The following is a 20,585-nucleotide window of genomic DNA, read 5'->3' as shown; positions in this document are numbered from 1 at the left end:
CAGGACGAGATAACGATGAAAAATGCCGAAACCGTCTGGACCATCGTCGACGAGAAGAGCCCAGCTTTCTTCGATCTCAGCGACCGCGTCTGGGACATGCCGGAGATCAATTATGAGGAAGTCCGCTCCTCCGCGGAGCACGTGCGCCTGCTGGAGGCCGAGAGCTTTCGGACCGAATGCAACATCGCTGGCATCCCAACCGCGATCATGGGCGAGGCGGGCGAAGGCGGCCCGGTCATCGCCATCCTCGGGGAATATGATGCGCTTCCGGGCCTGAGCCAGATGTCCGGCGTGGCCGAGCCGCGCCCCGTCACCGCTGGTGGTCACGGCCACGGCTGCGGCCACAATCTACTGGGCTCAGGCTCGATGCTGGCCGCCGCAGCCGTAAAGGACTATCTGGCGGCGAACGGCTTGAAGGGGCGTGTGCGTTACTATGGCTGCCCGGCCGAGGAAGGTGGATCCTCGAAGGGATTCATGGTGCGCGCCGGTGTCTTCGACGATGTCGACATCGCCATCTGCTGGCATCCGGCCGCCTTTACCGGCGTCAACAACCCCATCTCGCTCGCCTGCAGCGAGATGAATTTCCATTTTTCCGGCCGCGCCTCGCACGCCGCCTCCACACCGCATCTCGGCCGCAGCGCGCTCGATGCCGTCGAACTGATGAATGTCGGCGTCAATTTTCTGCGCGAGCATATGCCGATCACCGCGCGCATCCATTATGCGATCACCGATGCGGGCGGCTCGGCGCCGAATGTGGTGCAGGCCAATGCCACGGTGCGCTATCTCGTGCGCGCGAAAACGCTGCCCGAGCTTCTCACCCTCGTCGCCCGCGTCAAGCGCGTGGCGGAAGGTGCCGCCTGGATGACCGAGACGACGGTGCGGCAGGAAATCATTTCCGGCGATGCCAACCTGATCGGCAACGAGCCGCTGGAAGACTGCATGCATGCCCAGATCGAACGTCTCGGCCCGGCGATCTTCAGCGACGAGGACAAGGCGACGGCGCGCAAATTCCAGGCGACGTTTTCGCCGGAAGACATCGCCTCGTCCTATGCCCGCTTCCATGTGAAGCCGAGGAAGGACGAGCCGCTCTGCGACCTCATCGTCCCGCTCTATGCGGGTGACACGTCGATCGTCGGCTCGACCGATGTCGGCAGCGTCAGCTGGGTCGTCCCGACGGTGCAGATGCGCGGCGCGACCTACGCGATCGGCACGCCCGGCCATTCCTGGCAGTTGGTGGCGCAGGGCAAGCTGCCGGCCGCGCACAAGGGCATGGCCCATGCCGCAAAGGCCATGGCGGCGACGGCCGTCGAACTCTTCCTCAATCCCGCGCTCGTCGAGGCGGCCAAGGCGGACCTTCAGGGCCGCCTCGACGGCAATCCGTTCATCAATCCGATCCCCGACGACGTGATGCCGCCGATCCCGGCTCAGACCAACGGCTGGACTCTGATCCGGCTCACGACCCCAAATCACCAGACAGAAGACGAGACCACCATGGACACGCTGCAGCTCAACGCAAATTCGCTGGAATCCTACTGGATGCCGTTCACGGTCAACCGCGATTTCAAGAAGAAGCCGCAGATCGTCACCGGCGCATCCGGCATGTATTATTCGATGAGCGACGGCCACAGGCTGCTCGACGGCATCGCGGGTCTCTGGTGCGTCAATGCCGGCCATGGTCACCCGAAGATCGTCGAGGCCATCCAGAAGCAGGCGGCGCAACTGGACTTCGCCTCGTCCTTCGGCTTCGGCCATCCGCTGGCCTTCGAATATGCGAGCCGCCTGACCTCGATCGCGCCGGATGGCCTCGACCATGTCTTCTTCACCAATTCCGGGTCCGAGGCCACGGATACGGCGCTGAAGCTAGCGCTCGCCTACCATCACGCCCGCGGCCAGGGGCAGCGTCAGCGGATCATCGGCCGCCAGCGCGGCTATCACGGCGTCGGATTCGGTGGGCTTTCGGCAGCCGGCATGGGGCCGCACAAAAAACAGTTCGGCATGCTTCTGCCGGGCGCGGCCCACATGCCGCACACTCATGATCCGGCCCGCAACGCCTTTAGCCTTGGCCAGCCGGCGCATGGTGCGGAGATCGCCGATGAGCTGGAACAGATGCTGCAGACCTATGACCCGTCGACCGTGGCCGCTGTCATCGTCGAGCCAGTCGCGGGTTCGACCGGCGTGCTCGTCCCGCCGGTCGGCTATCTGGAACGGCTGCGGGAAATCTGCACGCGCCACGGCATTCTCTTGATCTTCGACGAGGTCGTCACCGGCTTCGGCCGCCTCGGACATCCCTTCGCGGCCGACCGTTTCAAGGTTACACCTGACCTGATCGCCATTGCCAAGGGCATGACCAATGGTGCCGTGCCGATGGGCGGCGTCATCACCTCCGGCAAAATCCACGAGACGCTGATGGGCAATGCGGCCCAGGGTGCCGTGGAGTTCTCGCACGGCTACACCTATTCCGGCCATCCGCTCGCTTCCGCTGCGGCGCTTGCCACACTCGATGTCTATCTGGACGAAGGCGTCTTCGAGAACGCCGCCTCGATCGAGGCGCTCTGGCAGGAGCACGCGCACGCATTGAAGGGACTGCCGGGCGTGGTGGACATCCGCAATCTCGGCCTGCTCGCCGGGATCGAACTCGGCGACGATGTGGCAAGCGGAAAGGCCATGGCCAAGAAGGTCTACGACCATTGCTTCGAACGCGGCGTGCTGATCCGGCCCGTGGCCAACACGATCGTGCTGTCTCCACCTCTGGTGATCTCTGCGCTAGAGATCGATATGCTATTCGCCACCATTTCAGACGGACTCAAGTCGATCTGAGATGATTGAAGGCGACTAGCTGTTAGAGGTCGTGAACCATTACGAACCGCCGACCCGCAGTTTATGACTCGGCGGCCGGTTCCGGCCTGGGCGCCGAAACTTTATAGATATTTTCAGCCAGCCTGAGTTTGGTTTTAGTTCTCCTCCGCGAGACCGTGCATCTTCCGGATCAGATCAGCCGCACGCTCACCGATAACGACGCAAGGGGCCATGGTGTTGCCGGTTGTGATCCGCGGCATGATTGAAGAGTCCGCAATGCGAAGACCGGATATGCCGTAGACTTTGAGCTCGCTGTCGACCACCGACATGCTGTCACGCCCCATCTTAGCGGTGCAGGACTGATGCCAGTAGGTGACGGCCGAACGCCGGATGAAGTCGATCATCCCAGATCTATTGCGCGAACCAGGAGCGGTTTCGCTTGTCACCAAAGGCGTGAAACCGTCGCTGTTCCCGAGTTCGCGGCACAATTCCACGGCGGCCAGGGCAGCAGCCATATCTTCCGGCTCACTAAGTGAATTTGGTTCTATGAGAATCTGGTCGCCTACGTCGGGGCCAGAGAGCCGCAATCGGCCACGGCTCTTCGGTTGTGCAAGGCCGTTGAACATCGTCCAGCCATGTTCCGGCGTTTCGAGACCCGTTTCGATCGGCGACGGAACGGCAAATTCCAGCTGGCACTGGAGAATGTCAGGCTGGGTTAGACGCGAGTCGCTTTTCCAATAGAGCTTCGCTTCGCAGCCACTACCGCCAATGGGTTCGGGCTTTCGGTAGGCCCAGGTGCAGCCGAATGCAAGATGGTCCTGATGATTGCGACCGATACCAGGCAGGTGCTGCACGACGGCAATACCGTGCGATCGCAAATCCTCTTCCGGGCCGATACCCGATTGCATCAAGACCTTCGGCGTATGGATTGCCCCGAGCGAGAGAACCGTCTCGTACCGCGCCATGAACTGACGTCTCTTGCCTTCGAGGAGCACTTCGACACCGATCACGCGCTGGCCTTCGAATATCAGGCGCCTAACCAACACCTTGGTCAACACGGTTAGGTTCGGCTGCGACATGAGCGGGCGAACATAAGACTCGAACACGGTCTCTCGCCTTCCATCGCGGATCCGAAGCTCAGCGATCGAGGCACCGCCTGCGGACTCCATCATCTCGCCGTTCGGGGTATCGTAGACTGGAATGCCGATCGTGGACGCGGCACTCAACAAAGCTTCAGCAACAGGCTGAGGTGACTGTGGCTGCGCGACATAGGCCGGCCCTCCTATACCACGACGGAATGGATCCGGTGCGCCCTGCCAGTTTTCGATGCGGCGATAGTAGCCCAGGACTGACTCATAGCCCCAGGCGTCGTCGCCGGCCTCTGAGGCAAAGTAGTCCCAGTCGTGTTTATGCCCCCTCGCCCAAACCATGACGTTGATACTCGAACCGCCGCCGAGCCCCTTGCCCATGCTGAGTGGCAGACGTCGCCCATCCAGGCCAGGTGCCGGCTGTCCAACAAAGCCCCAATCCCGACTAGAGCCGAGATTAAGCGGCCATAGCGCGGGGTTCGTGACGGCTTCGTCCGCATCATCCCCGCCAGCCTCGAGAAGAAGAACGCGTGCGTTTCCATCCTCCGCCAGACGTGCCGCAACAACGGACCCGCTGGATCCTGCGCCACAAACGATGAAGTCGAAGACATCATCGACCTCGCGCTGAGGGTTTGCCTTAAGTTCAATTGGATTTTGGTCATGAGTATTCAGCGTCACGTGATTACCTCCGTGAATGGATTGCACTCAAATTCGTGAATTATGGAAATGCGAGGGCAGCCGTTGAGGCTCAGCCCGAAATCAGCTGCCCTCGAAGGGGTGACCCAGTCCGCCTTTTTTGATCAAGCTGGTACTGCTTGTCGTCATCGGGACATTTGGCCGTCCCGATGACGCTGTGCCTGACATTACTTCTTCGCCGAGACGGCCTTGGCGGCCTGATCAATGGTTTCGGCCACGGCCTCCGGCTGGGTCATGAACAGTGCATGGCTTGCCGAGACCTTGGCGATCTTCGCCTTGATGCGTTCAGCCATGTGGATCAGCATGGCCTGATCGAAAGCCTTGTCTTCGGTTGCGATGACAGCCCAGCTTGGCTTCGTGCGCCAGGCGGCATGTTCAAGCTTCGTGGCGAATGCCGACATATTGATCGGGACCTGGGCATCTCTCATGAACGCAACATCGGCGTCGCTGACGTCATGCGCGAACCCAGCCTTGAATTTATCCGGGCTGACATAGCCAAAACCATCCGTCGTGGTTTCGATGACGAACTCCGATGCCGGAGCAAAACCCTCGTATTGCTGAGCCGTCGTTTCGCCGGCATTCGGAGAAAGCGCGGAGACATAGACGAGGCCGGCAACCTTCTGATCGATACCGGCTTCGGTGATGACAGTACCGCCCCAGGAATGTCCGACGAGAATGACCGGGCCGTCCTGGCGCTCAAGCGCGCGGGCAGTCGCGGCAACGTCATCGGCGAGAGACGTCAGCGGATTCTGGACGATGGTCACGCGATAACCACGCTTGGTGAGGTTGTCATACACGCCCCTCCAACCAGAGCCGTCCGCAAAGGCTCCATGAACGAGGACGACGTTTCTGACGGACTGATCCTGGGGGATGGGGTCAGCGGCATTTGTCGGCAGTGCGGCAGCTAAGGAGGCTGCGGCTGCAATCGCGGCGACGGTGATAGTGGTCTTTCGTATCATGGCTTTCTCCTCTTGTTAATTGCGATAATACTTATCGCGATATATTTAAGCTGCCAGACTTTATTCTGCGCGTCAACGTAATTATTATCGCGATATTGTTTTTCGTCGTTTCGTTCGTTACATTTCACACGGACAGGAGCTCAGAATGACCGCACGCCACAATGATCCACCGCCACTGCAGGACCAGCTTTGCTACGCGATCTACACCGCCGGCATTGCAATCCAGCGGGCCTACAAGCCCCTTCTCGACGAGCTGGGCCTGACCTACCCGCAATATCTGGTTCTTAACGTGCTATGGAGCGAAGATGGGCAGACGGTCGGCGCCATTGCTCGCGCTCTTGCTCTTGAATCCAGCACCCTGACACCGCTCCTGAAGCGACTTGAGACCTCCGGCTTGCTGCGTAGGACGCGAAACCTGAGCAACGAGCGGCAGGTCGTCATCGCCTTGACCGACGAAGGCCGTGCCTTGCAGCACAAGGCAGGCTGCCTGAGCAACACTTTGCTCGCCGCCTCGACCCAGACGCCGAAGGAACTCGCGGCTCTCAACCGCGATGTCCGGCATCTCCGTAACGCGATCTATTCCCAGATCGGCGGGTGGGATGTACCCGCCTGATCTCCAATGGTGGTCAATGGCCTGAATGCTCAAGCGGTCGGAACGGTCCCGCCATCGATCACATGCTCTGTGCCCGTGATCGATGATGCTCGATCCGATGCAAGAAACGCGATCAGGTCGGCAACTTCCTCCGGCGCTGCTGGCCGTCCGAGCGGTATGCCGCCGAGCGAGTTCATGATCACCTGCAGTGCAGCCTCGTATTCAATACCGGCCTCATCGGCTATGCGCAGGGCTAGACCGTTGGCCCCTGGATCGGCGATCCAGCCGGGAGAAACGCGCACCACCCGTACCCCCTTTGGAGACACCTCCTTCGAGATGCTTTTGCTATAGGTGTTGAGCGCCCCCTTGGCCGAAGCGTAGCCGGTCGTCGCCTCCGGTAAAGGCAGGCGGTTCTGGATCGAGGTGACGTGGATGACGACACCACTTCCCTGCGCGACCATCCCGGGGATCAGAGCACGATCGAGCCTGACCGCCGGAAAGAAATTGAGGTCGAACTCCCTTTCCCACTCCTCGTCGGTGAGCGCGGCAAAGCCGCCTGAAGGAGCGGAAGAGCCGCCCAGCACATTTACGAGGATGTCGAGCCCACCAAGTTCCCGATGTACCGCATCGACGACAGCTTGAACCCTCTTCCCGTGGTCAAGTCAGCTTCGGCGAATGCCGCACCGGATAAATCCGCCGGCCGTTTGCGAGCGGTGGTCAACACACGCGCGCCAAGCTGCTGGAAGAGCGCCACCGTGGCAGCGCCGGCGCCTGAGGTGCCGCCGGTTATCAGGGCCCGACGCCCCTGCAGTGTGAGAAAGGGGCTCATACGGTGATCTCCAGCTCGGCGACCTTTTCGTTCGCGAGAACGAAGATGAAGCGCAGGTCGATCGGGCTGCCTGGGAAATCGCCAACGGCATGGGCAGTGACCACGGTCTTCCCGTGTTCATTGGAGATGAGGCAGGGGTCTACTGTATAGTCGTACTGCTGGCTTTCGTCCGCCATCCACATGCGAATGGCGTCGCGCCCTCTATGGGTCTCACCCTTGTCCCTGACGATACCGTTCTCGGTAAAGGCATCAGCGATGGTTTCGGGGTTTCCAGTTCTGTCGGCGTCGAAATAGGCTTCGATGGCCCTGGGTAATTTGACAGTCATCTTGGTCCTCCAATCACGTTTCCAGCCTTTGCCGACTGCAACCTCGGCCCAACGGGGTCGATAGGCGCTAACTTAATTCAGTGCGATTGACGCGATAAGCGGGACTAAATAGGATGAGACGTTGCGAAAAGAGGGACAATGACGAGGTCTGTTCTTACCGATCTGGATGCTGTTCTCAGCATCGCTCGTCACGGTTCGTTTCGGGCTGCGGCGCTCGATCTCGGCATGTCCACGACAGCACTCAGCAATGCCATCGCCAAGCTTGAGAAGAACCTGGGCATTCGGCTGTTCAACCGAACGACGCGAAGCGTCTCGCTCACGGATGCGGGGACGACATTCGTCGAACGGATTGGACCGGCTATGACCGACATTCACGATGCCATGCTCACGGCCCAATCGCTTCAGGATATCCCGAGCGGCACATTGCGCATCAATGCATTTGCGACAGCGGCGCGAGAGATGATGGAACCGCTCATCCTCACCTTCCTGCAGCGTTACCCGCAGGTGCACATTGATCTGGTCACAGAGGGGCGGCTCGTCGACATCGTTGGAGCCGGGTTCGATCTGGGCCTGAGACCTGCCGACCTGGTGCCGCACGATATGATCGCCGTGCCACTCGGTCGAAAGCGCAGCAACGCCGTCGTCGCTTCGCCGGATTTCCTGCGCACTCACGGAACGCCAATCGTTCCGGCGGACCTATACCGGTTCCGATGTATCCGTGCGCGTCTTCCTAACAACGCCTTATTCCGATGGAAATTTGAGAAGGACGGAAACGTGGTCCAGATCGATGTGCAAGGCTCGATCACGCTCGACGAGCCTAGTCTCGTCAAAATAGCGGCTCAGAATGGCGTTGGGCTCGGATACGTTATGGAATCGGAAGTGCGCGAAGACATTGCGGCCGGCCGATTGGTTCGCGTTCTCGAAGAGTGGACCCCGTCCTTGGCGCCTTTGGCATTATACTATCCTGGCAGAAAGAATCCGCCGGCCGCCTTCAGTGCGTTCATTCAGGCTGCTCGCGAGTTTGCGAACAAGTGAGGCTCTAGTTTATCACGGTAGCAGTTGGTCCGCCGCGATGTCCTCTTTCACGAGATGGCTTGGGCCCCGAATAGTCCGCAGTCCACCAATCGCAGCGGATGCGAGTGCTTCGCAGTCGTTCAAGATCTAGGTCTTCTGGACATAATGGAGCGTATGAGGCCCAATCCTCCGCCCGCGTCCTTTATGAAAGACGGTACGTACGATGTACGGTCATCTTTTGACCTATCGCCGCAGAAAACGTGAGATCTCAAAAACCAATGTCAGTCGAACCGTTTAACCCATCGCAGAGTTTCCTCCAGCGAGATCGAGCGGCTGCGGCGCATCGATGAGCGGTCGCTGGTGCTCCTCGAATCGAATAGGCTTCAGAACGTCAGAGACCGTCTTATAGGAGTGCGGGACAAGGCCACGGTTGATATCACCGATTTCGGGCCGTTTACCAGCCTGGATGACGATACCTCCGTCATAGGAATAAATGGGGCACCCTTGCCCGAGTTGTTCGGCCAGTCTGTCGGTACCGCCCAATTCGGAGACGAAACCGTCATCGATGAAGGTCAACCAGTTGATAGTTCTGATTGCCCTCTTCCGCAGACGGTTCATCCGCACATACCAGCGAGATTGCTCCGGCACGTCGAGGCCGGGAAATCGCCGTGCGATGGGAAAGGCGAGCAGGCGGTCGGCCAGCCCCTGCCGACCCTCGTTGAACAGAATGGAAAGTCCTGCCGTGCCGTAGGCCGGCTTCAACATTTCGCACCATCGCTGGACGAGCGACCTGTATTCATCATAGCCGACCGTTTCCGGCCAGCTTGCCGGTAGATAGATCGCGATGCGGGAAAATTCCCGCATTTCCGTATTGCCGACCGCCTCCGCATAATAGACTGTCGGATCATCGAGGTCGCGAGCATCCGGATAGCCGAACAACGCCGCTTCGAAGCTCTCATCGTCCTTCACATTGTCCGGCGTGCGCGCACGTTCCATGACATAGGCGTCATAATCGAAGCCTTTGAGAGGGTGGAGCTTTCGCCCATTATGAGGAAGATAGTGGGTCACCTGGCTTGCGAAAATCCGCTTATAGTCGATCAGGACCTCGGCCATTCTTTCGCGGATTTCGAGGCTTGTCGCCTTCTGCAGCGCAAAATCGATATAATGCCCGAAGCGAAGCAGGGGCACGCCGCGCGTGGATTCCACCGCAATCCTATCGAGAATGCTCCAGTCGCCAGCTTCGGCCGATAGCTTGTCTGTGTCTTGCGTCATAGTGTCCTCAACCCGCCGTCGCTGCCGTCAAAGTCAGCCCTCCCAGAATCGCAGCTGCAGCCGCGCCGCCGTAAATCAGGAGGCCGCCGGTGGCGATCCCGCCGACGGCCAGCCCCGTGGCCTTCCATGGATTTTCCTTGGCCCACTGGACCGGATCATTCAAGAGCTCGGCGGGCTCCTTGGCGGGTGCCGTCGCCGGTACGGTGACCGGCGCCGGGGCGCTGCCGCCACCTGAGCAATCGCAATCGTTTTTGAAATTCACGTCTTCGCGCGTCATATCGTGCTGTTCGGTGATCTCGTCGATATAATCGCTCTGCTTGCCGCGCATGCGGTCGCCAGGTCCCTTGTATTCGGTCCCTGTCATATTATCGAGATCGATGAAGTCGATGGGCCGCTTTCCGCCGCCGCGCATGATCGAACCATCAGGCCTGCGCCGCATCGTCCATTGCCCGTCATTCAGGTCCCATGCGACCTCGGGTTCGATACTGCGATTGTTCTTTTGGGCCCATTCAGTCATCTTCTCCGCGACGCAGCGGCCGTTCATGGTGCCGGCGGCTTGACAGGCACAGGCCGCCTTGCAGATTTCGTCCAACAGTTCACGGTTCTTCTCGTCGCGGACCGGTCCGGTGAAATAGCCGCCGGCCGACATCGTATTGCCCTTGTTGAGCAGCATCCGATCCGTCAGCCGCGTGACATTGCGCCCTTCCATAAAGACATTCGGCGACCAGGACAGGAAGGTCGCGCGGTGCAAATTGACGCCGGACGTTACACCGCCGCCCACACCGGGCTCATCCCCGAAAGAGCGATTGAATTCCGATCCCTTGATGCCGCACATCGCGCCGCCATGGGAAAAGACCGAGATCGTGCCCTTGGCCAGATCGCGTGCATAGGCGGTATTGACGTAAGGGATGGGCTTGTCCGGACTTTTGCATACATCCGGCAGGGTCGACCGTACCCAGCCGTCGGAATGCTTGTGGCAGAGCGTCAGCCCATTGATGGAGACGGTTTCCCTCATGCGTCCACTCCCTGCTTGTCTTGAGATTGGAGCACTGCAACGCAGCGCGGCCCCTGCGGCAGGGCGATCGACAGGATCGAAACGCCGGCGGCGTGGTCTTCCGCCTTATCCGCCCCACCGGCCTGCCCTGCGCCCATTGCGACAGTGGCCATGATCAGGCTGTTGGCCGCTCCGCAATCCCCGGTAAAGGCGATCGGCGTTTCGAAGTCCGCCAACAGCTCGTCGGAAACCCGCGCGCCGGACAGGGCAAATCCGAGATCTTCGGAACGCCAGCGTTCGCCATTGAGGTCGACAAGGAAGCGAGCCGGCGAAACGGTTTCGAAAGCCTGCCGCAAGGGCTTGGCAAGGCCACGGCCGATGACACCTTTCGGCGCCAAGAGACTTTCCTGCTCGAACCCGGTGAAAACCGATCGCACCGTTCCGATAATCGGCGAAGCCCGCCGATGCGCCTCGGCCGATGCCACCATGACAAGCACTGCCGCTTCTGCCGGGATCAAACCATGCGGATTGCTGCGGCTGAAAAGGCGCCCGTTGACCGCCAGCAGGTCCAGCAGTTCGGCATCCATGAAACTGTCGAGGGCACCCACTACGAAGGCGCCGCCATCCTCATCCTGAAGCTCTTTCAAAGCTTTCGCGACCTCGTAGAGCGCGATTGTAGCTCCGTCGCTCAAAAGGGAGACGGAACTGAACCGTGAGGAATAGTTTTTTCGATCCAAGCCTGCAGCCGGGCACCGATCGCATGCTGGCCGAGCCAGGCCGGCACAACAAGCCTCAGACCAACCGACGTATCCATTTCCACGCGGGCGACGAGATCGTCGAAAGCAGCGGCGAAAAGATGCTGCAGCCGAGTGTCATAGTCGCGCACCTCCTCGAAAGCCATGACGCAGGAAAGCGTCATGGCCTGCCCGTCGGGGCCGATCGGTCCGTGCAAAGAGCGCACGAAATTGCGATCCCGCCCCAAATAGGCGCGATGAAGTCCATCCAATCCCTGCCCAAGGGGGCAAGAAGTTCCAACGCCCACTATGCCGGCTGACACGTTCATGCCACCACACCTGCCATCTGCTTGATATGAACGCGACTGCGAGCCACAGCCATATCGCCCTCAGGGCAGGCAATTGCCGCATTCCACAGCATTTCGATCGTCTTCTCCGTGCCGTTGACCGCAACCGAGATCAGCCGAGGCCGGGCATCGAGCTTCTGTCGGCCCACCCAGGTCGCAGTGTCGAGGATGACCTGCGGCAGCCGAAAGCGATAATCCCCCGCCTCATGCAGGCCCGAAATGCGGATCGACTCCTCTCCCTGAGATCCATGACCTGCCCCTCCGGTGCGGCCTGAAAGAAATCGGCGGAGAAATCGGCCGGAAAAAGGGGCGCCTCGTATTTGCGCCAGTCTTCGTCATAGGTTCCTGCATGGCGGGCGCGGCTGGCCCATCCAGGCTGGACGGCACCGAAGCCACAGGGATCGGGCAGAGCCCCTTCGCCGATCGGCGCCTGCGTGCTTTCGATCAAGGGAAGCCTAACATCGGTATCGGCGGCAAGCTGACCCCACTTCGACGTCCATCCGAAACCGATCGGATTGGCCGGATGCGCTTCTCCTCCCGTATCGGCGAAGTCGGGACCGCCAAGGCTGTTGCGCCAACTGAGACGGCAGCGTTGGAAAGGCTCGTAGCCTTCGAGCCGCAGAGCGCCGTCCCGCATGCGCAAAAGCCGCGAGCCGAAGGCGATCGCGCTCTTGGACTGCTGGCCCAGTTCAAAACCGACATGGACCTTGTTGACGGAACGCCCTTCAGGCGCCACGACATCGCCGGTCAGGATGAAATCGGCTTTCGGCCGAAAGGGGAAGAAATCCGCCTCGCTCAGCAGTTCTTCCGACAGGTTATCCGCGTAATCGGGCTGGATGCGGATCTCACCCTGGTCATCCGCAAGCCGGCTGAAACCATCGTCCAGGATCGAAAACCGCGCCCGGATCGCCAGGACCCAGTGCTCCAGCCCGGCGTGATCACGCACGAAATAGCCCAGCGCAGCAAACGGGCTACGATTGTCGACCTCCCACATCACCGTGCCCCGTCAGTTCAGATCGATCGTCGCGGCATCGAGCACGATAAGGCGGTCGGCGGTCTGCGAGATGCTGACGCCCCGCACGCTGATATGCCCATCCGGCCGCAAGGTCAGCACAGATTTGCCGTTGCGCACCATCAGCGCACCGGAACCTGGCTCTATGTCGATCATTGCTGCCAGTGCCATCAGCTTCGTCCAGGCCTCGGGATCTCCGAGAAGCAGGTGAGGTGCAAATTTCGTCCGGTCTGGCATATCGCTCATGGCTTCAAAATCCTGTTCGTCACCTGAAGATCGATCTCAGTCTTCTTACAGCGGGGCTATCGTCATCCCGCAGGCATGCATCAATGTCCGGTAGCGCGCAGGTCGAATTCCTTCGATACCGCGTCCTCGTCGTGCGTCAGCGACATCTTGACTACCGAGTAGGCCGACACGCCCGTCACCCATCCTTTGAAAAGGGCCTGCTGCGCCTCTTCGTCAAACGTGTCGATCCGGCGGCGGACATCCAGAGAATTCAGACCGACGATGGAGGTCGATGAGGCGGCGAGGTTCTTCTGCACGTAGAATTCGCTGACGAAGGGGCCGCCGCTCGGTATATCCCAGCCTCGTGCATAGGAATGTGCGATTGCGTCTCCGCCTTCGTCCTTGAACGTTTCCAAGGTCGGATCACCGGCAAAAGACGCCTTGCCGCTTTTCTCGACTTGATCGGTGAATTCAGAAATCATCTTAGCGCCAACCTTGCGCGCTTCTTCCAGGTTCCCTTGGCGGATCAGGAGGAGAACATTGGGAAACTCGCTACCCTCCATCGCCATGGAATAGTCGGAACTCCCCACAGGCCGATCGGCGGCATCCAGCTTCTTCACCTGCCAGTCTCGCGGATAGAGGAAGCTTTCGCCGTGCTCGGTCTTCTCCTCAGCCAAGCTTTCGAACGCCGCGCCTGCCTCTTCCATCTTGATGCCGCCAAAGAACATCGCAAGCCTGTCTTCCAGCTCGGGGTAATCGTCGTAATCGAACTGCGCCACGACGACGAGCACATCCCGTCCATGGGTAACGACCGCGGCACGCGCCATGCGTGAGTAGCCCCTCGCATCGTCATAGTCGCTGCCGGCAAGATAGCCGAACACGGTATTGCCTTTCGACTTGTCCTGAATGATCCGGTTATAGCCTTTCAGCGCCAGAAAGCCGTAGCCCGTCACCTGGGCTTCGGCAAAGGAAGGAAGTGTAGCCGATGCACATCGATCATCAGCTTATCCCGGTTTTCCGGCTCGTAGATCTTGGCGATCACGCCCCGCTTGTCGTCCATTGCGGGGTCGATCCAGATCTCCGTCTTGTCGTCCAACAGAGTGGTGAAACTGAACCCCGTTTTACCGAGATCGATCTTCTTGCGCGAAGAGCCAGCAGTCGCCTCGTCGCTGATCGCGAAAATGCGCTCCTTCGGGTATGTCTCAGCCATGGAAACCTCGGTCATTACACTTACGAGCATCAGCAATGCTCCAACCATCGTCTTGACGTAGAACCGTGGGCGAAGTTTTTTCGCTAATTCCGGTTCGAAACTCAACATCATGCGCATCCTCTGCCTCTATTCTGAGGACGGTCTCTGCAGACCAATTCCCAAGTTCAATCCGCCCCCAACACCCAGAGCCGCTTTGCCCCTGGTCCTGACACCATATTTGCCATCTTCGAGCGCCCCTGCTTCTCCCTCGATCTCGGCGGTCGCCCCGACGCTTGCCTGGCCTCCGAATTCCAGGAAGATGCCCCAGTCCCAAGACTTGTCGATTTCTTCCAGCCGCGTATCCCAGCCGGCCCAGTCCGCCAGCCCATTGTACGTATGGACGACAAAGTTTCCGGCACGATAGGGCGTTGCGGCGATACCGCCGCCGGCTTTGACCTCGGCCGCCGTCAGATCAACGCCGAGCTTTCCGGCTACGGCTGCGGTCGGTGACCCGTTATAGACTCCAACTTTCATCTTGGCCTGTGCCGTCGCTTCCGCCTTCAGCACGGTCAGGCCAGCTTTGCCGCTCAGGAAGCCGTCCTTGTTCAGCGACCCCTCCGCCTCGAGTAGGCTTGCGTAAGCCGACCCGCCGACGGTTCCTGAAAGACCGGCATTCCCGCCTGTCCAATCGTCGGACATGCCCATTCCGGTCGCTGTCTGTGCCTGGGCATTTGCGAAATTCAGGCTGCCTTGCGCAAAACCATCGGTGTCCTTCTTCTCGACAAGGGAGCCACCGGCGATCTTCTGCTCGATCTTCGATGAAGCATCGTATTTGCCCTTGAACGGCTTGCCACTCTCTTTGTAGGTCGAGGTATGCTCGCCCTTGCTTGTCTTGGTTCCATCGGAATAGCGAGTCTTCGACGACTCGTAGCCTTCTTCCGATTCTACTTTCGAGCTGAAAGAGCTTTTGACCTCGGGCTTGTTGTCGTCTTCCTTCTCTTCCTTGATCAGTTCGTTGGGCGGGCGCGCTTCGGCTTCCTTGGCAACCGCCTGTGGATCGCCTTCGCTTTCCACCTTCGTGGCGTCCGACGCAAATCCGTCGGAGGACAGCATTGTGTTCTGATGCTGCCGTGGCGTCTGTCCGCCGAGAAGCGGGCTGACCGAAGCGTTCCCTGTTGGCGTAAACTGCCATGGCGCGTAGGAGGAACTAGGCTGATAACCTGGCTTGTAAGGAGGGCGTACCGGATCACATTTGAAGGGCGGCCGGCAGTATCCTTCCAGATCCTTGCGCACCACCTGCCGAAGCGCTTCCTCCTCGCGCGCCGTCCGCTGCCGCAAGGGTGGAAGCACAACGCCGCCGCTTTGTGACTGGTTTTGAGGCTTGCCGCTCATCGCTGTCTCAGTTCTGATCTATGCTGTCGGCTTTAAAGCGGATGCGCTTGGCATTGATCGTCACATCACCTTCCTTAGACATGGTGATAAGAACATTTTCGCCGACGCGGATATTGAACTGTTCGCCGACATTGATGTTGTGAACCCGCCCGATATCCGCGTCATAGCGACCGCGGACAATAACGCTCATCTTCTTGCCGACGGTGGTCTGTAGGAGGTTGCCGACAATGGTGGACTTCGCCACGCCAACGATTTCCGAGCTGCCGCCATGAACGATCTCCGACTTGTTCTTCTCGATGAACAGCTGGTAATTGCCCTTGGCGAAATTGAAGGGATCCGGAATCCGCAGCTTCTGGAGGAAGTCGGAAAAGTTTCCGAACATGTTCATCGTTCGCGATAGGAGATATTCCGTCAGCTTGTTCTCGCCGACAGAGATCGAGACATTTCCCGCCACGACCTGCTCGAGATCGCCTCCCACGAATCCGGTCTTGTCATTGGCAACGTGCTGATGACGGTCACGTTCGATCCGCTCACGCGTGTCGTTGAGAACATGGACGTCGTGGTCCTTCTGGGCATGAAGGAAAAGCTGTTCCTTGCCCGCTTCGTCCTCGAAGCTCATCTCGTTATAGCCTGTGCCCTTATGCGTGTTCGAGCGCATGACCATACGGGTCTTGTTGGCCGGCAGGTCGTAGGGCACGCTATTGGTGGGGTTCGGCACGACGCCGGTGACAAGCGGCCGGTCGGGATCGCCATCGACGTAGGCGATCATCACTTCCATGCCGATGCGGGGGATCACCTGCGCGCCCCAGGCGCCACCGCCCCATGTCTGGCTGACGCGCACCCAGCATGTGTCGGACCCATCCTTCTTTGCCTTTCGGTCCCAGGGGAACCACACCTTGATGCGGCCGTACTGGTCCGGATGGATCTCCTCGCCTTCCGGTCCCGCGACGATCGCCACCTGCGTGCCCTCGATGCGCGGACGCTTCGTCTCGCGATGCGGCGTCATCGGCACGCGCGACGGCACCGCCTCGAACTCGTTGCGGTATTCCGGCTCGTTGGTATTGGTCTCGTAGGATCGGTCGACGATCGTGTAGGCTGCCCTGATCAGTACATGCTCGTCATAGGCATGGTCGGGATGCGCGACTTCGTAAGGCGTGAACCGCCGTCCGACCTCGAGGATACGGCTTGTCGAGGCACCGAACACACGGTCGTGGTCGGCTTCCGACGCCTGCGACCTAAGCTTCTGCGCCCGCTCGGCTTCGGCCACCGACGAGATGCGGGCCGGGTATTCGTAAAGCTCGCGCTTCGTTGCATCCGGCATCTGCACCAGCGACGGCGTCATCGTGCCCGGCACCATGCGCGGTGTTTCAAAGTTCCAGTCGGCGCCGGCCCGCTGGCCCGGCACATAGGAGAAGCGCCGTGCCCATTCGTTGATATGGTTGCGGTCGGACGAGCCCTGCGCCAGGCGCACCCTGCCCTCCCCTTGCGCAGACGGCGATGGGCCGAGCCAGCCATTGGCCGTGTCGGCCACATGCAGCTTGTGCTTGCCGTCCTCGTGGCTGAACCAGTAGAACAGCCCGTCCTCCTCGAAACGCCTTGTCAGGAAGGCTAAATCACTCTCGTTCCATTGAACTGAGTAGTGCTGTGGTGGAGGCGTTGAGATGACACCCGAGAAGTCCGGGGCCGGAATGCCGTGTTCGGAAAACAGCGTCTCGCAGATCTCGACAGACGTCTTGTCCATCCAGATGCGGCAGTCGGAGCGGCGCGACAGAAGCCACATCTGTGGTCTCAAGACCATCGCATAGGAGCGCAGGCCTCTCGTGATCGGCGGGCCTTCGTTGAGTTCGGTGACGAGACCGTTGAACGGCCGGCGAATGGCCGAGCCTTCCTCGCCGTCGCCCTGTTGCACCTCGACAGACACATCGAGAAGCCGACCGATCAGCTCTTCCGGCTTGATCTGGTTCTTCTTGGTGCGGGCGGACAGGCGGATCTCGAACAGCTGCGACACCCTCCTCGATCGTCACCCGCTCGGCAAGCAACTGATCCTCGCCCAAGGGCGACACGATCTTCAGGATGCGGGCTGCCTGGATGAAATCGGCAGACGCGCCGGATGCGCCAGTGTCCATGAGGGCCTCGATCGTCTTTTAAAAATCAAGAAAGGCACCACCGGCGACAAGCCGTGTATCGACGGCTGGCCAACACCGACGATGCCCTGAAAAATGCACGTCATGTTTGCGCTGTTGAAAATAATGTCCGGAGGCAGAAGGTCAACCCTGAATAAGGCAGTCGGGCGACATTCAGGATTTTGCCTCGATATGGAACAGGGCCATAGAGCTGTTCTTGCGTGCGTCAAGCATGGACGATATCTGGTTTACCGGCATTTTCCTTACCGTAGCAAAACGCCGAAGCGGGATCGGCTTGTTGAGGCCGGCAAGGATCAGGATATCGGACGGGACGGGTCATCGATTGGGCTCAAAGGGCAAAAGCAGAGCAGGTCAGCCGCCGCAAGACGATGCGGCTACCTATGCGCTGACCCGCGAGGAGCCGAACAAAAACCGTGGTGCCGGCTGGTCGGTGGCGTTGCGGCGGCGCGGCCACAGGATCGTGCGGCTGTTCAAGGACAGCATCTATGGCTCCTCCGAAGCGAGCTACGAACAGGCGCAGGCCTATCGGGATGCGATCATCGCCGCCTTGCCGCCCAGAACCAATCACGAGCAGGCGGTCAAGATCCGCAAGAACAATCAGAGCGGCATATCGGGCGTACGGCGGGTGGAGACTGAGCAGGGAGACGTCTGGCAGGCCACATTGATGACCAACGAGGGGCAGAAGAAGGAAAGCTTCTCCATCGGCCGCTATGGCGAGGAAGCGGCAAAATCGATGGCGATCGCCCAGCGTGCCCGCTGGCTGAGAGGCCTTCCTGTCAAGCACCTCGCCTATGCCCATCATGCCGAAGCGGTCACGCGAGAGAGATTTGCCGAGCAGTTGGTGTCGGCCACAGACGTTCTGCCGCAGGTGCAGATCAGCGATCAGGAGGTGGTCGCCCGGATCGCAGCGGTGAATGCCCAGTTCGATGCCGCCCGACCACCCCGACTGCGTGTCCGGGTAAAGAGCTACGGCAGGGACCGCGTGTCGATCGCCGTCTCCGATGGCGGCCAGCCAGCACAGCGCAAGCTGGTGCATATAAGTACCGCCTCGATGTCAGCAGCGGAGATCCGTGCCATCCTAAAAGCTAGGATTAGCACAACGATTGAGGAGATCTACGATGCTGGCATTGCGCGCTGGTTTGCCGAAGCACACGGTGATGCACTGCTGGCCGAGGATACCACGGACCTTTCTGAAGGCTTCAATGTCCTAGTCTGGGTCCCGTTGAGAACCGGATCTAAACCTTGGCGGCCGCCTGATCTTTGACGCACGGTGCGGAGCCAACAGCCGCTGCTTGTGCGAGCGATGCGGCCGATGCCCATGCCGCGTGCGTCTTCATCAACTCGATCTTCCACGCCTTCGGCTCGACAAGGTTCGATCCGGCAACCGGTGTGCTGTTCCACAGCCGCGGCGCGTCCTTCCGCCCGATTGAGGGACATCCGAACGCGATCGGACCGATGAAACGCCCGATGCACACAATCATTCCGGCATGGCGACGAAGGACGGCAAGACGCTGATGCCGTTTGGCGTCATGGGCGGCCATTATCAGGCAACCGGGCATGCCGCCTTCCTCTCCGGTATCATCGACCATGGTCTCGGCCTGAAGGAAGCTATGGATGTGTCACGCAGTTTCGGCTTCGGCCGCGTGCTGGAAGGCGGCTCCGACAGCCGCAAGGACGGCATGGCGCTCGGTATGTGAAACGACACGGATCGCGCCGATAGTGAATCCGGATGCCGTAATCGGGCCGTCTCGATACTCATCGAACTCGAAGCAGGTCACCGGCGGAGATGTCTAACTGTCAGACCGCCACGCTCTATACTGGCGGACCTTCTTCAGCCTCGCCTAAACGCTTGGCTGGCACGTTGTGGCTTCCGGCGGCGCGATCACGATGGAGCGCAGCGCGTGCTAGAAGCATGAAGGTGATGGGTGTCGTAACCGTCACGAAGATGCCGATCAGGATTTCATGGATGACGGGCCTGGATGAGGCCATCGAGAAATAGATCATCGAGGCCACCATCACGCCGCCGATGCCCCAGCTCGTGCCGAGCGTTGGTGCATGCAGGCGTTCATAGAATGTCGGCAGCCGGAGGAAGCCAACGGCACCGATGAGCGCAAGCCCCGAGCCGATAATAAGGAAGAAGGCAACCGCAATTGCGGCGGCGAGTGGAATGTCTGCGGCCGGCTGTATCATTCGATGACCTCTCCCCGCATGAGGAATTTTGCCAGAGCTACCGTCGCGACGAAGCCCAGCATGCCGATTACAAGGGCCGCTTCAAAGTAGATCACCCGGCCGGTCCCGATGCCGAAAGTGACAAGCAGCAACATGGCGTTGATATAGAGCGCGTCGAGGCCGATGATCTCGATCCTGCGCCCTGGGGCCACGAAACATTCGGATCGACGCAAGAGCCATGGCAGCGACAAGCATCAACTGTGCGATGGCGACTGCGCTGTAGATGATGACGGCACTCATACGAATATCTCTATCAGCAGCTTTTCGTAGCGGTTTTTGATCGTGTCTATCCAGGCCGCCTCATCGTCGAGGTCAAGTACATGCATGAGGATGGTGCGATCATAGGAATCGTATTCCAGCCAGGCAGAGCCCGGCGTGCTGGTCAGAACGACGGCAAGAATGGCAAGAGCCGTGCGGTTCTCGACCTCCAGCGGAATGGTGAGGAAGCCGGAGCGGCGCTCCTTTTTCTGTCCACGCAAGATCAGCCAGGCGACATCGATATTGGAGCGTATGATATCGAAGAAGACGATAAAAAACAGTTTGGGCAGCAGATGCCAGTTGCGCAGCTTCGGCTTGTCGGGCCTGAGTGACGCCATCGCCCAGGAAGCGAAGACGGCGACCAGCGTGCCCAGGATCAGGTGGCCGAGCGTGAAACCGTTCAGGAGCATCCACATCAGGACCAGCGAGATGGCGAGAAGCGGGTAGGGAAACATCAATGCGCCTCCCTTCTAGGCCGCTGTCGACGCC

At 59.9% G+C, this 20,585-nt stretch carries 18 protein-coding genes and 5 pseudogenes; 6 read left to right on the top strand and 17 right to left on the bottom strand.

Annotated features, from left to right (window positions below; genetic code table 11):
- Positions 1-15: 15 nt before the first annotated feature.
- Positions 16-1,422: pseudogene (locus N7E02_RS02385) on the top strand (M20 family metallopeptidase); the annotation flags it as partial.
- The gene (gene aptA, locus N7E02_RS02380; RefSeq protein WP_353622778.1) at positions 1,408-2,817 is read left to right on the top strand and encodes an omega-aminotransferase AptA; all 1,410 of its coding nucleotides are present in this window, start codon (positions 1,408-1,410) and stop codon (positions 2,815-2,817) included. The pseudogene N7E02_RS02385 and the gene aptA, both read left to right, overlap by 15 nt.
- Before the next feature lie 134 nt (positions 2,818-2,951).
- Here aptA and N7E02_RS02375 read toward each other — a convergent pair whose 3' ends face one another.
- Both N7E02_RS02375 and N7E02_RS02370 read right to left on the bottom strand, forming a co-directional pair.
- Positions 2,952-4,562: a GMC family oxidoreductase gene (locus N7E02_RS02375; RefSeq protein WP_286577911.1), complete on the bottom strand. Its 1,611-nt coding sequence runs from the start codon at positions 4,560-4,562 to the stop codon at positions 2,952-2,954.
- A 185-nt stretch (positions 4,563-4,747) separates the two neighbouring features.
- Complete coding sequence (locus N7E02_RS02370; RefSeq protein WP_286577910.1) at positions 4,748-5,539, bottom strand: alpha/beta fold hydrolase; 792 nt, start codon at positions 5,537-5,539, stop codon at positions 4,748-4,750.
- 145 nt (positions 5,540-5,684) lie between these two features.
- Here N7E02_RS02370 and N7E02_RS02365 point away from each other — a divergent pair, with 145 nt between their 5' ends.
- Complete coding sequence (locus N7E02_RS02365; RefSeq protein WP_286577909.1) at positions 5,685-6,152, top strand: MarR family winged helix-turn-helix transcriptional regulator; 468 nt, start codon at positions 5,685-5,687, stop codon at positions 6,150-6,152.
- Positions 6,153-6,181: 29 nt separating this feature from the next.
- Here N7E02_RS02365 and N7E02_RS02360 read toward each other — a convergent pair.
- Positions 6,182-6,960 (bottom strand): annotated as a pseudogene (locus N7E02_RS02360) (SDR family oxidoreductase).
- On the bottom strand, positions 6,957-7,286 hold the full coding sequence (locus tag N7E02_RS02355) for a nuclear transport factor 2 family protein (RefSeq protein ID WP_286577908.1): 330 nt from the start codon (positions 7,284-7,286) through the stop codon (positions 6,957-6,959). Before N7E02_RS02355 ends, N7E02_RS02360 begins: the two are co-directional and overlap by 4 nt.
- Positions 7,287-7,424: 138 nt before the next feature.
- On the opposite strand from N7E02_RS02355, the gene N7E02_RS02350 reads away from it, so the two are divergent.
- Positions 7,425-8,321, top strand: coding sequence for a LysR family transcriptional regulator (locus N7E02_RS02350; protein ID WP_286577907.1), 897 nt, complete (start codon positions 7,425-7,427; stop codon positions 8,319-8,321).
- A gap of 273 nt (positions 8,322-8,594) precedes the next feature.
- On the opposite strand, the gene N7E02_RS02345 is transcribed toward N7E02_RS02350, so the two are convergent.
- From N7E02_RS02345 to tssI, 10 genes and pseudogenes are all read right to left on the bottom strand, one after another.
- Positions 8,595-9,572 (bottom strand): type VI immunity family protein, encoded by a 978-nt coding sequence (locus tag N7E02_RS02345; protein ID WP_286577906.1) that lies wholly within the window; start codon positions 9,570-9,572, stop codon positions 8,595-8,597.
- A 7-nt stretch (positions 9,573-9,579) separates the two neighbouring features.
- Entirely contained in the window at positions 9,580-10,587 is a 1,008-nt protein-coding gene (locus tag N7E02_RS02340; RefSeq protein WP_286577905.1) for a PAAR-like domain-containing protein, read from the bottom strand.
- Positions 10,584-11,213, bottom strand: coding sequence for a hypothetical protein (locus tag N7E02_RS02335; RefSeq protein WP_286577904.1), 630 nt, complete (start codon positions 11,211-11,213; stop codon positions 10,584-10,586). The genes N7E02_RS02340 and N7E02_RS02335 overlap by 4 nt, the downstream gene beginning before the upstream one ends.
- 41 nt (positions 11,214-11,254) lie before the next feature.
- The gene (locus tag N7E02_RS02330) at positions 11,255-11,629 is read right to left on the bottom strand and encodes a hypothetical protein (RefSeq protein WP_286577903.1); all 375 of its coding nucleotides are present in this window, start codon (positions 11,627-11,629) and stop codon (positions 11,255-11,257) included.
- A 130-nt stretch (positions 11,630-11,759) separates the two neighbouring features.
- Entirely contained in the window at positions 11,760-12,641 is an 882-nt protein-coding gene (locus N7E02_RS02325) for a DUF2169 family type VI secretion system accessory protein (RefSeq protein WP_286577902.1), read from the bottom strand.
- A gap of 12 nt (positions 12,642-12,653) precedes the next feature.
- Positions 12,654-12,905, bottom strand: a complete 252-nt coding sequence (locus N7E02_RS02320) for a hypothetical protein (protein WP_286577901.1) — start codon at positions 12,903-12,905, stop codon at positions 12,654-12,656.
- A gap of 80 nt (positions 12,906-12,985) precedes the next feature.
- Positions 12,986-13,837 (bottom strand): hypothetical protein, encoded by an 852-nt coding sequence (locus N7E02_RS02315; protein WP_286577900.1) that lies wholly within the window; start codon positions 13,835-13,837, stop codon positions 12,986-12,988.
- A complete protein-coding gene (locus N7E02_RS02310; protein ID WP_286577899.1) occupies positions 13,834-14,211 on the bottom strand; it encodes a hypothetical protein in 378 nt (125 codons plus the stop codon). The genes N7E02_RS02315 and N7E02_RS02310 overlap by 4 nt, the downstream gene beginning before the upstream one ends.
- A gap of 9 nt (positions 14,212-14,220) precedes the next feature.
- Entirely contained in the window at positions 14,221-15,465 is a 1,245-nt protein-coding gene (locus tag N7E02_RS02305) for a hypothetical protein (RefSeq protein ID WP_286577898.1), read from the bottom strand.
- Between the two features lie 7 nt (positions 15,466-15,472).
- A pseudogene (tssI, locus tag N7E02_RS02300) lies at positions 15,473-17,591 on the bottom strand (type VI secretion system tip protein TssI/VgrG).
- 340 nt (positions 17,592-17,931) lie between these two features.
- Between tssI and N7E02_RS02295 the strand changes: the two are divergent.
- Both N7E02_RS02295 and N7E02_RS02290 read left to right on the top strand, forming a co-directional pair.
- Positions 17,932-18,873: an AP2 domain-containing protein gene (locus N7E02_RS02295; protein ID WP_286577897.1), complete on the top strand. Its 942-nt coding sequence runs from the start codon at positions 17,932-17,934 to the stop codon at positions 18,871-18,873.
- A 59-nt stretch (positions 18,874-18,932) separates the two neighbouring features.
- Positions 18,933-19,306: pseudogene (locus N7E02_RS02290) on the top strand (gamma-glutamyltransferase); the annotation flags it as partial.
- Positions 19,307-19,421: 115 nt separating this feature from the next.
- Here the strand turns inward: N7E02_RS02290 and mnhG are convergent.
- From mnhG to N7E02_RS02275, 3 genes and pseudogenes are all read right to left on the bottom strand, one after another.
- A complete protein-coding gene (gene mnhG / locus N7E02_RS02285) occupies positions 19,422-19,799 on the bottom strand; it encodes a monovalent cation/H(+) antiporter subunit G (protein WP_286577896.1) in 378 nt (125 codons plus the stop codon).
- Positions 19,796-20,078, bottom strand: a pseudogene (locus tag N7E02_RS02280) (K+/H+ antiporter subunit F). The gene mnhG and the pseudogene N7E02_RS02280 overlap by 4 nt, the downstream one beginning before the upstream one ends.
- The gene (locus N7E02_RS02275) at positions 20,075-20,551 is read right to left on the bottom strand and encodes a Na+/H+ antiporter subunit E (protein WP_286577895.1); all 477 of its coding nucleotides are present in this window, start codon (positions 20,549-20,551) and stop codon (positions 20,075-20,077) included. Before N7E02_RS02275 ends, N7E02_RS02280 begins: the two are co-directional and overlap by 4 nt.
- Positions 20,552-20,585: the final 34 nt, after the last annotated feature.

The organism is Terrirhizobium terrae, from assembly GCF_030323265.1.
GTDB lineage: Bacteria > Pseudomonadota > Alphaproteobacteria > Rhizobiales > Rhizobiaceae > Neorhizobium.
The sequence above is the reverse complement of the archived record's forward strand: the minus strand, read 5'-3'. Positions and strand labels throughout refer to the sequence as shown.

Excerpts from the sequence above, each read along its gene's own strand:
- mnhG (WP_286577896.1), bottom strand. The coding sequence starts at position 19,799 with ATGATACAGCCGGCCGCAGACATTCCACTCGCCGCCGCAATTGCGGTT.
- N7E02_RS02345 (WP_286577906.1), bottom strand. The coding sequence starts at position 9,572 with ATGACGCAAGACACAGACAAGCTATCGGCCGAAGCTGGCGACTGGAGC.
- N7E02_RS02330 (WP_286577903.1), bottom strand. The coding sequence starts at position 11,629 with ATGAACGTGTCAGCCGGCATAGTGGGCGTTGGAACTTCTTGCCCCCTT.
- N7E02_RS02275 (WP_286577895.1), bottom strand. The coding sequence starts at position 20,551 with ATGTTTCCCTACCCGCTTCTCGCCATCTCGCTGGTCCTGATGTGGATG.
- N7E02_RS02340 (WP_286577905.1), bottom strand. The coding sequence starts at position 10,587 with ATGAGGGAAACCGTCTCCATCAATGGGCTGACGCTCTGCCACAAGCAT.
- N7E02_RS02325 (WP_286577902.1), bottom strand. The coding sequence starts at position 12,641 with ATGTGGGAGGTCGACAATCGTAGCCCGTTTGCTGCGCTGGGCTATTTC.
- N7E02_RS02310 (WP_286577899.1), bottom strand. The coding sequence starts at position 14,211 with ATGCGCATGATGTTGAGTTTCGAACCGGAATTAGCGAAAAAACTTCGC.
- N7E02_RS02355 (WP_286577908.1), bottom strand. The coding sequence starts at position 7,286 with ATGACTGTCAAATTACCCAGGGCCATCGAAGCCTATTTCGACGCCGAC.
- N7E02_RS02305 (WP_286577898.1), bottom strand. The coding sequence starts at position 15,465 with ATGAGCGGCAAGCCTCAAAACCAGTCACAAAGCGGCGGCGTTGTGCTT.
- N7E02_RS02320 (WP_286577901.1), bottom strand. The coding sequence starts at position 12,905 with ATGAGCGATATGCCAGACCGGACGAAATTTGCACCTCACCTGCTTCTC.
- N7E02_RS02350 (WP_286577907.1), top strand. The coding sequence starts at position 7,425 with ATGACGAGGTCTGTTCTTACCGATCTGGATGCTGTTCTCAGCATCGCT.
- N7E02_RS02370 (WP_286577910.1), bottom strand. The coding sequence starts at position 5,539 with ATGATACGAAAGACCACTATCACCGTCGCCGCGATTGCAGCCGCAGCC.
- N7E02_RS02365 (WP_286577909.1), top strand. The coding sequence starts at position 5,685 with ATGACCGCACGCCACAATGATCCACCGCCACTGCAGGACCAGCTTTGC.
- aptA (WP_353622778.1), top strand. The coding sequence starts at position 1,408 with ATGCCGCCGATCCCGGCTCAGACCAACGGCTGGACTCTGATCCGGCTC.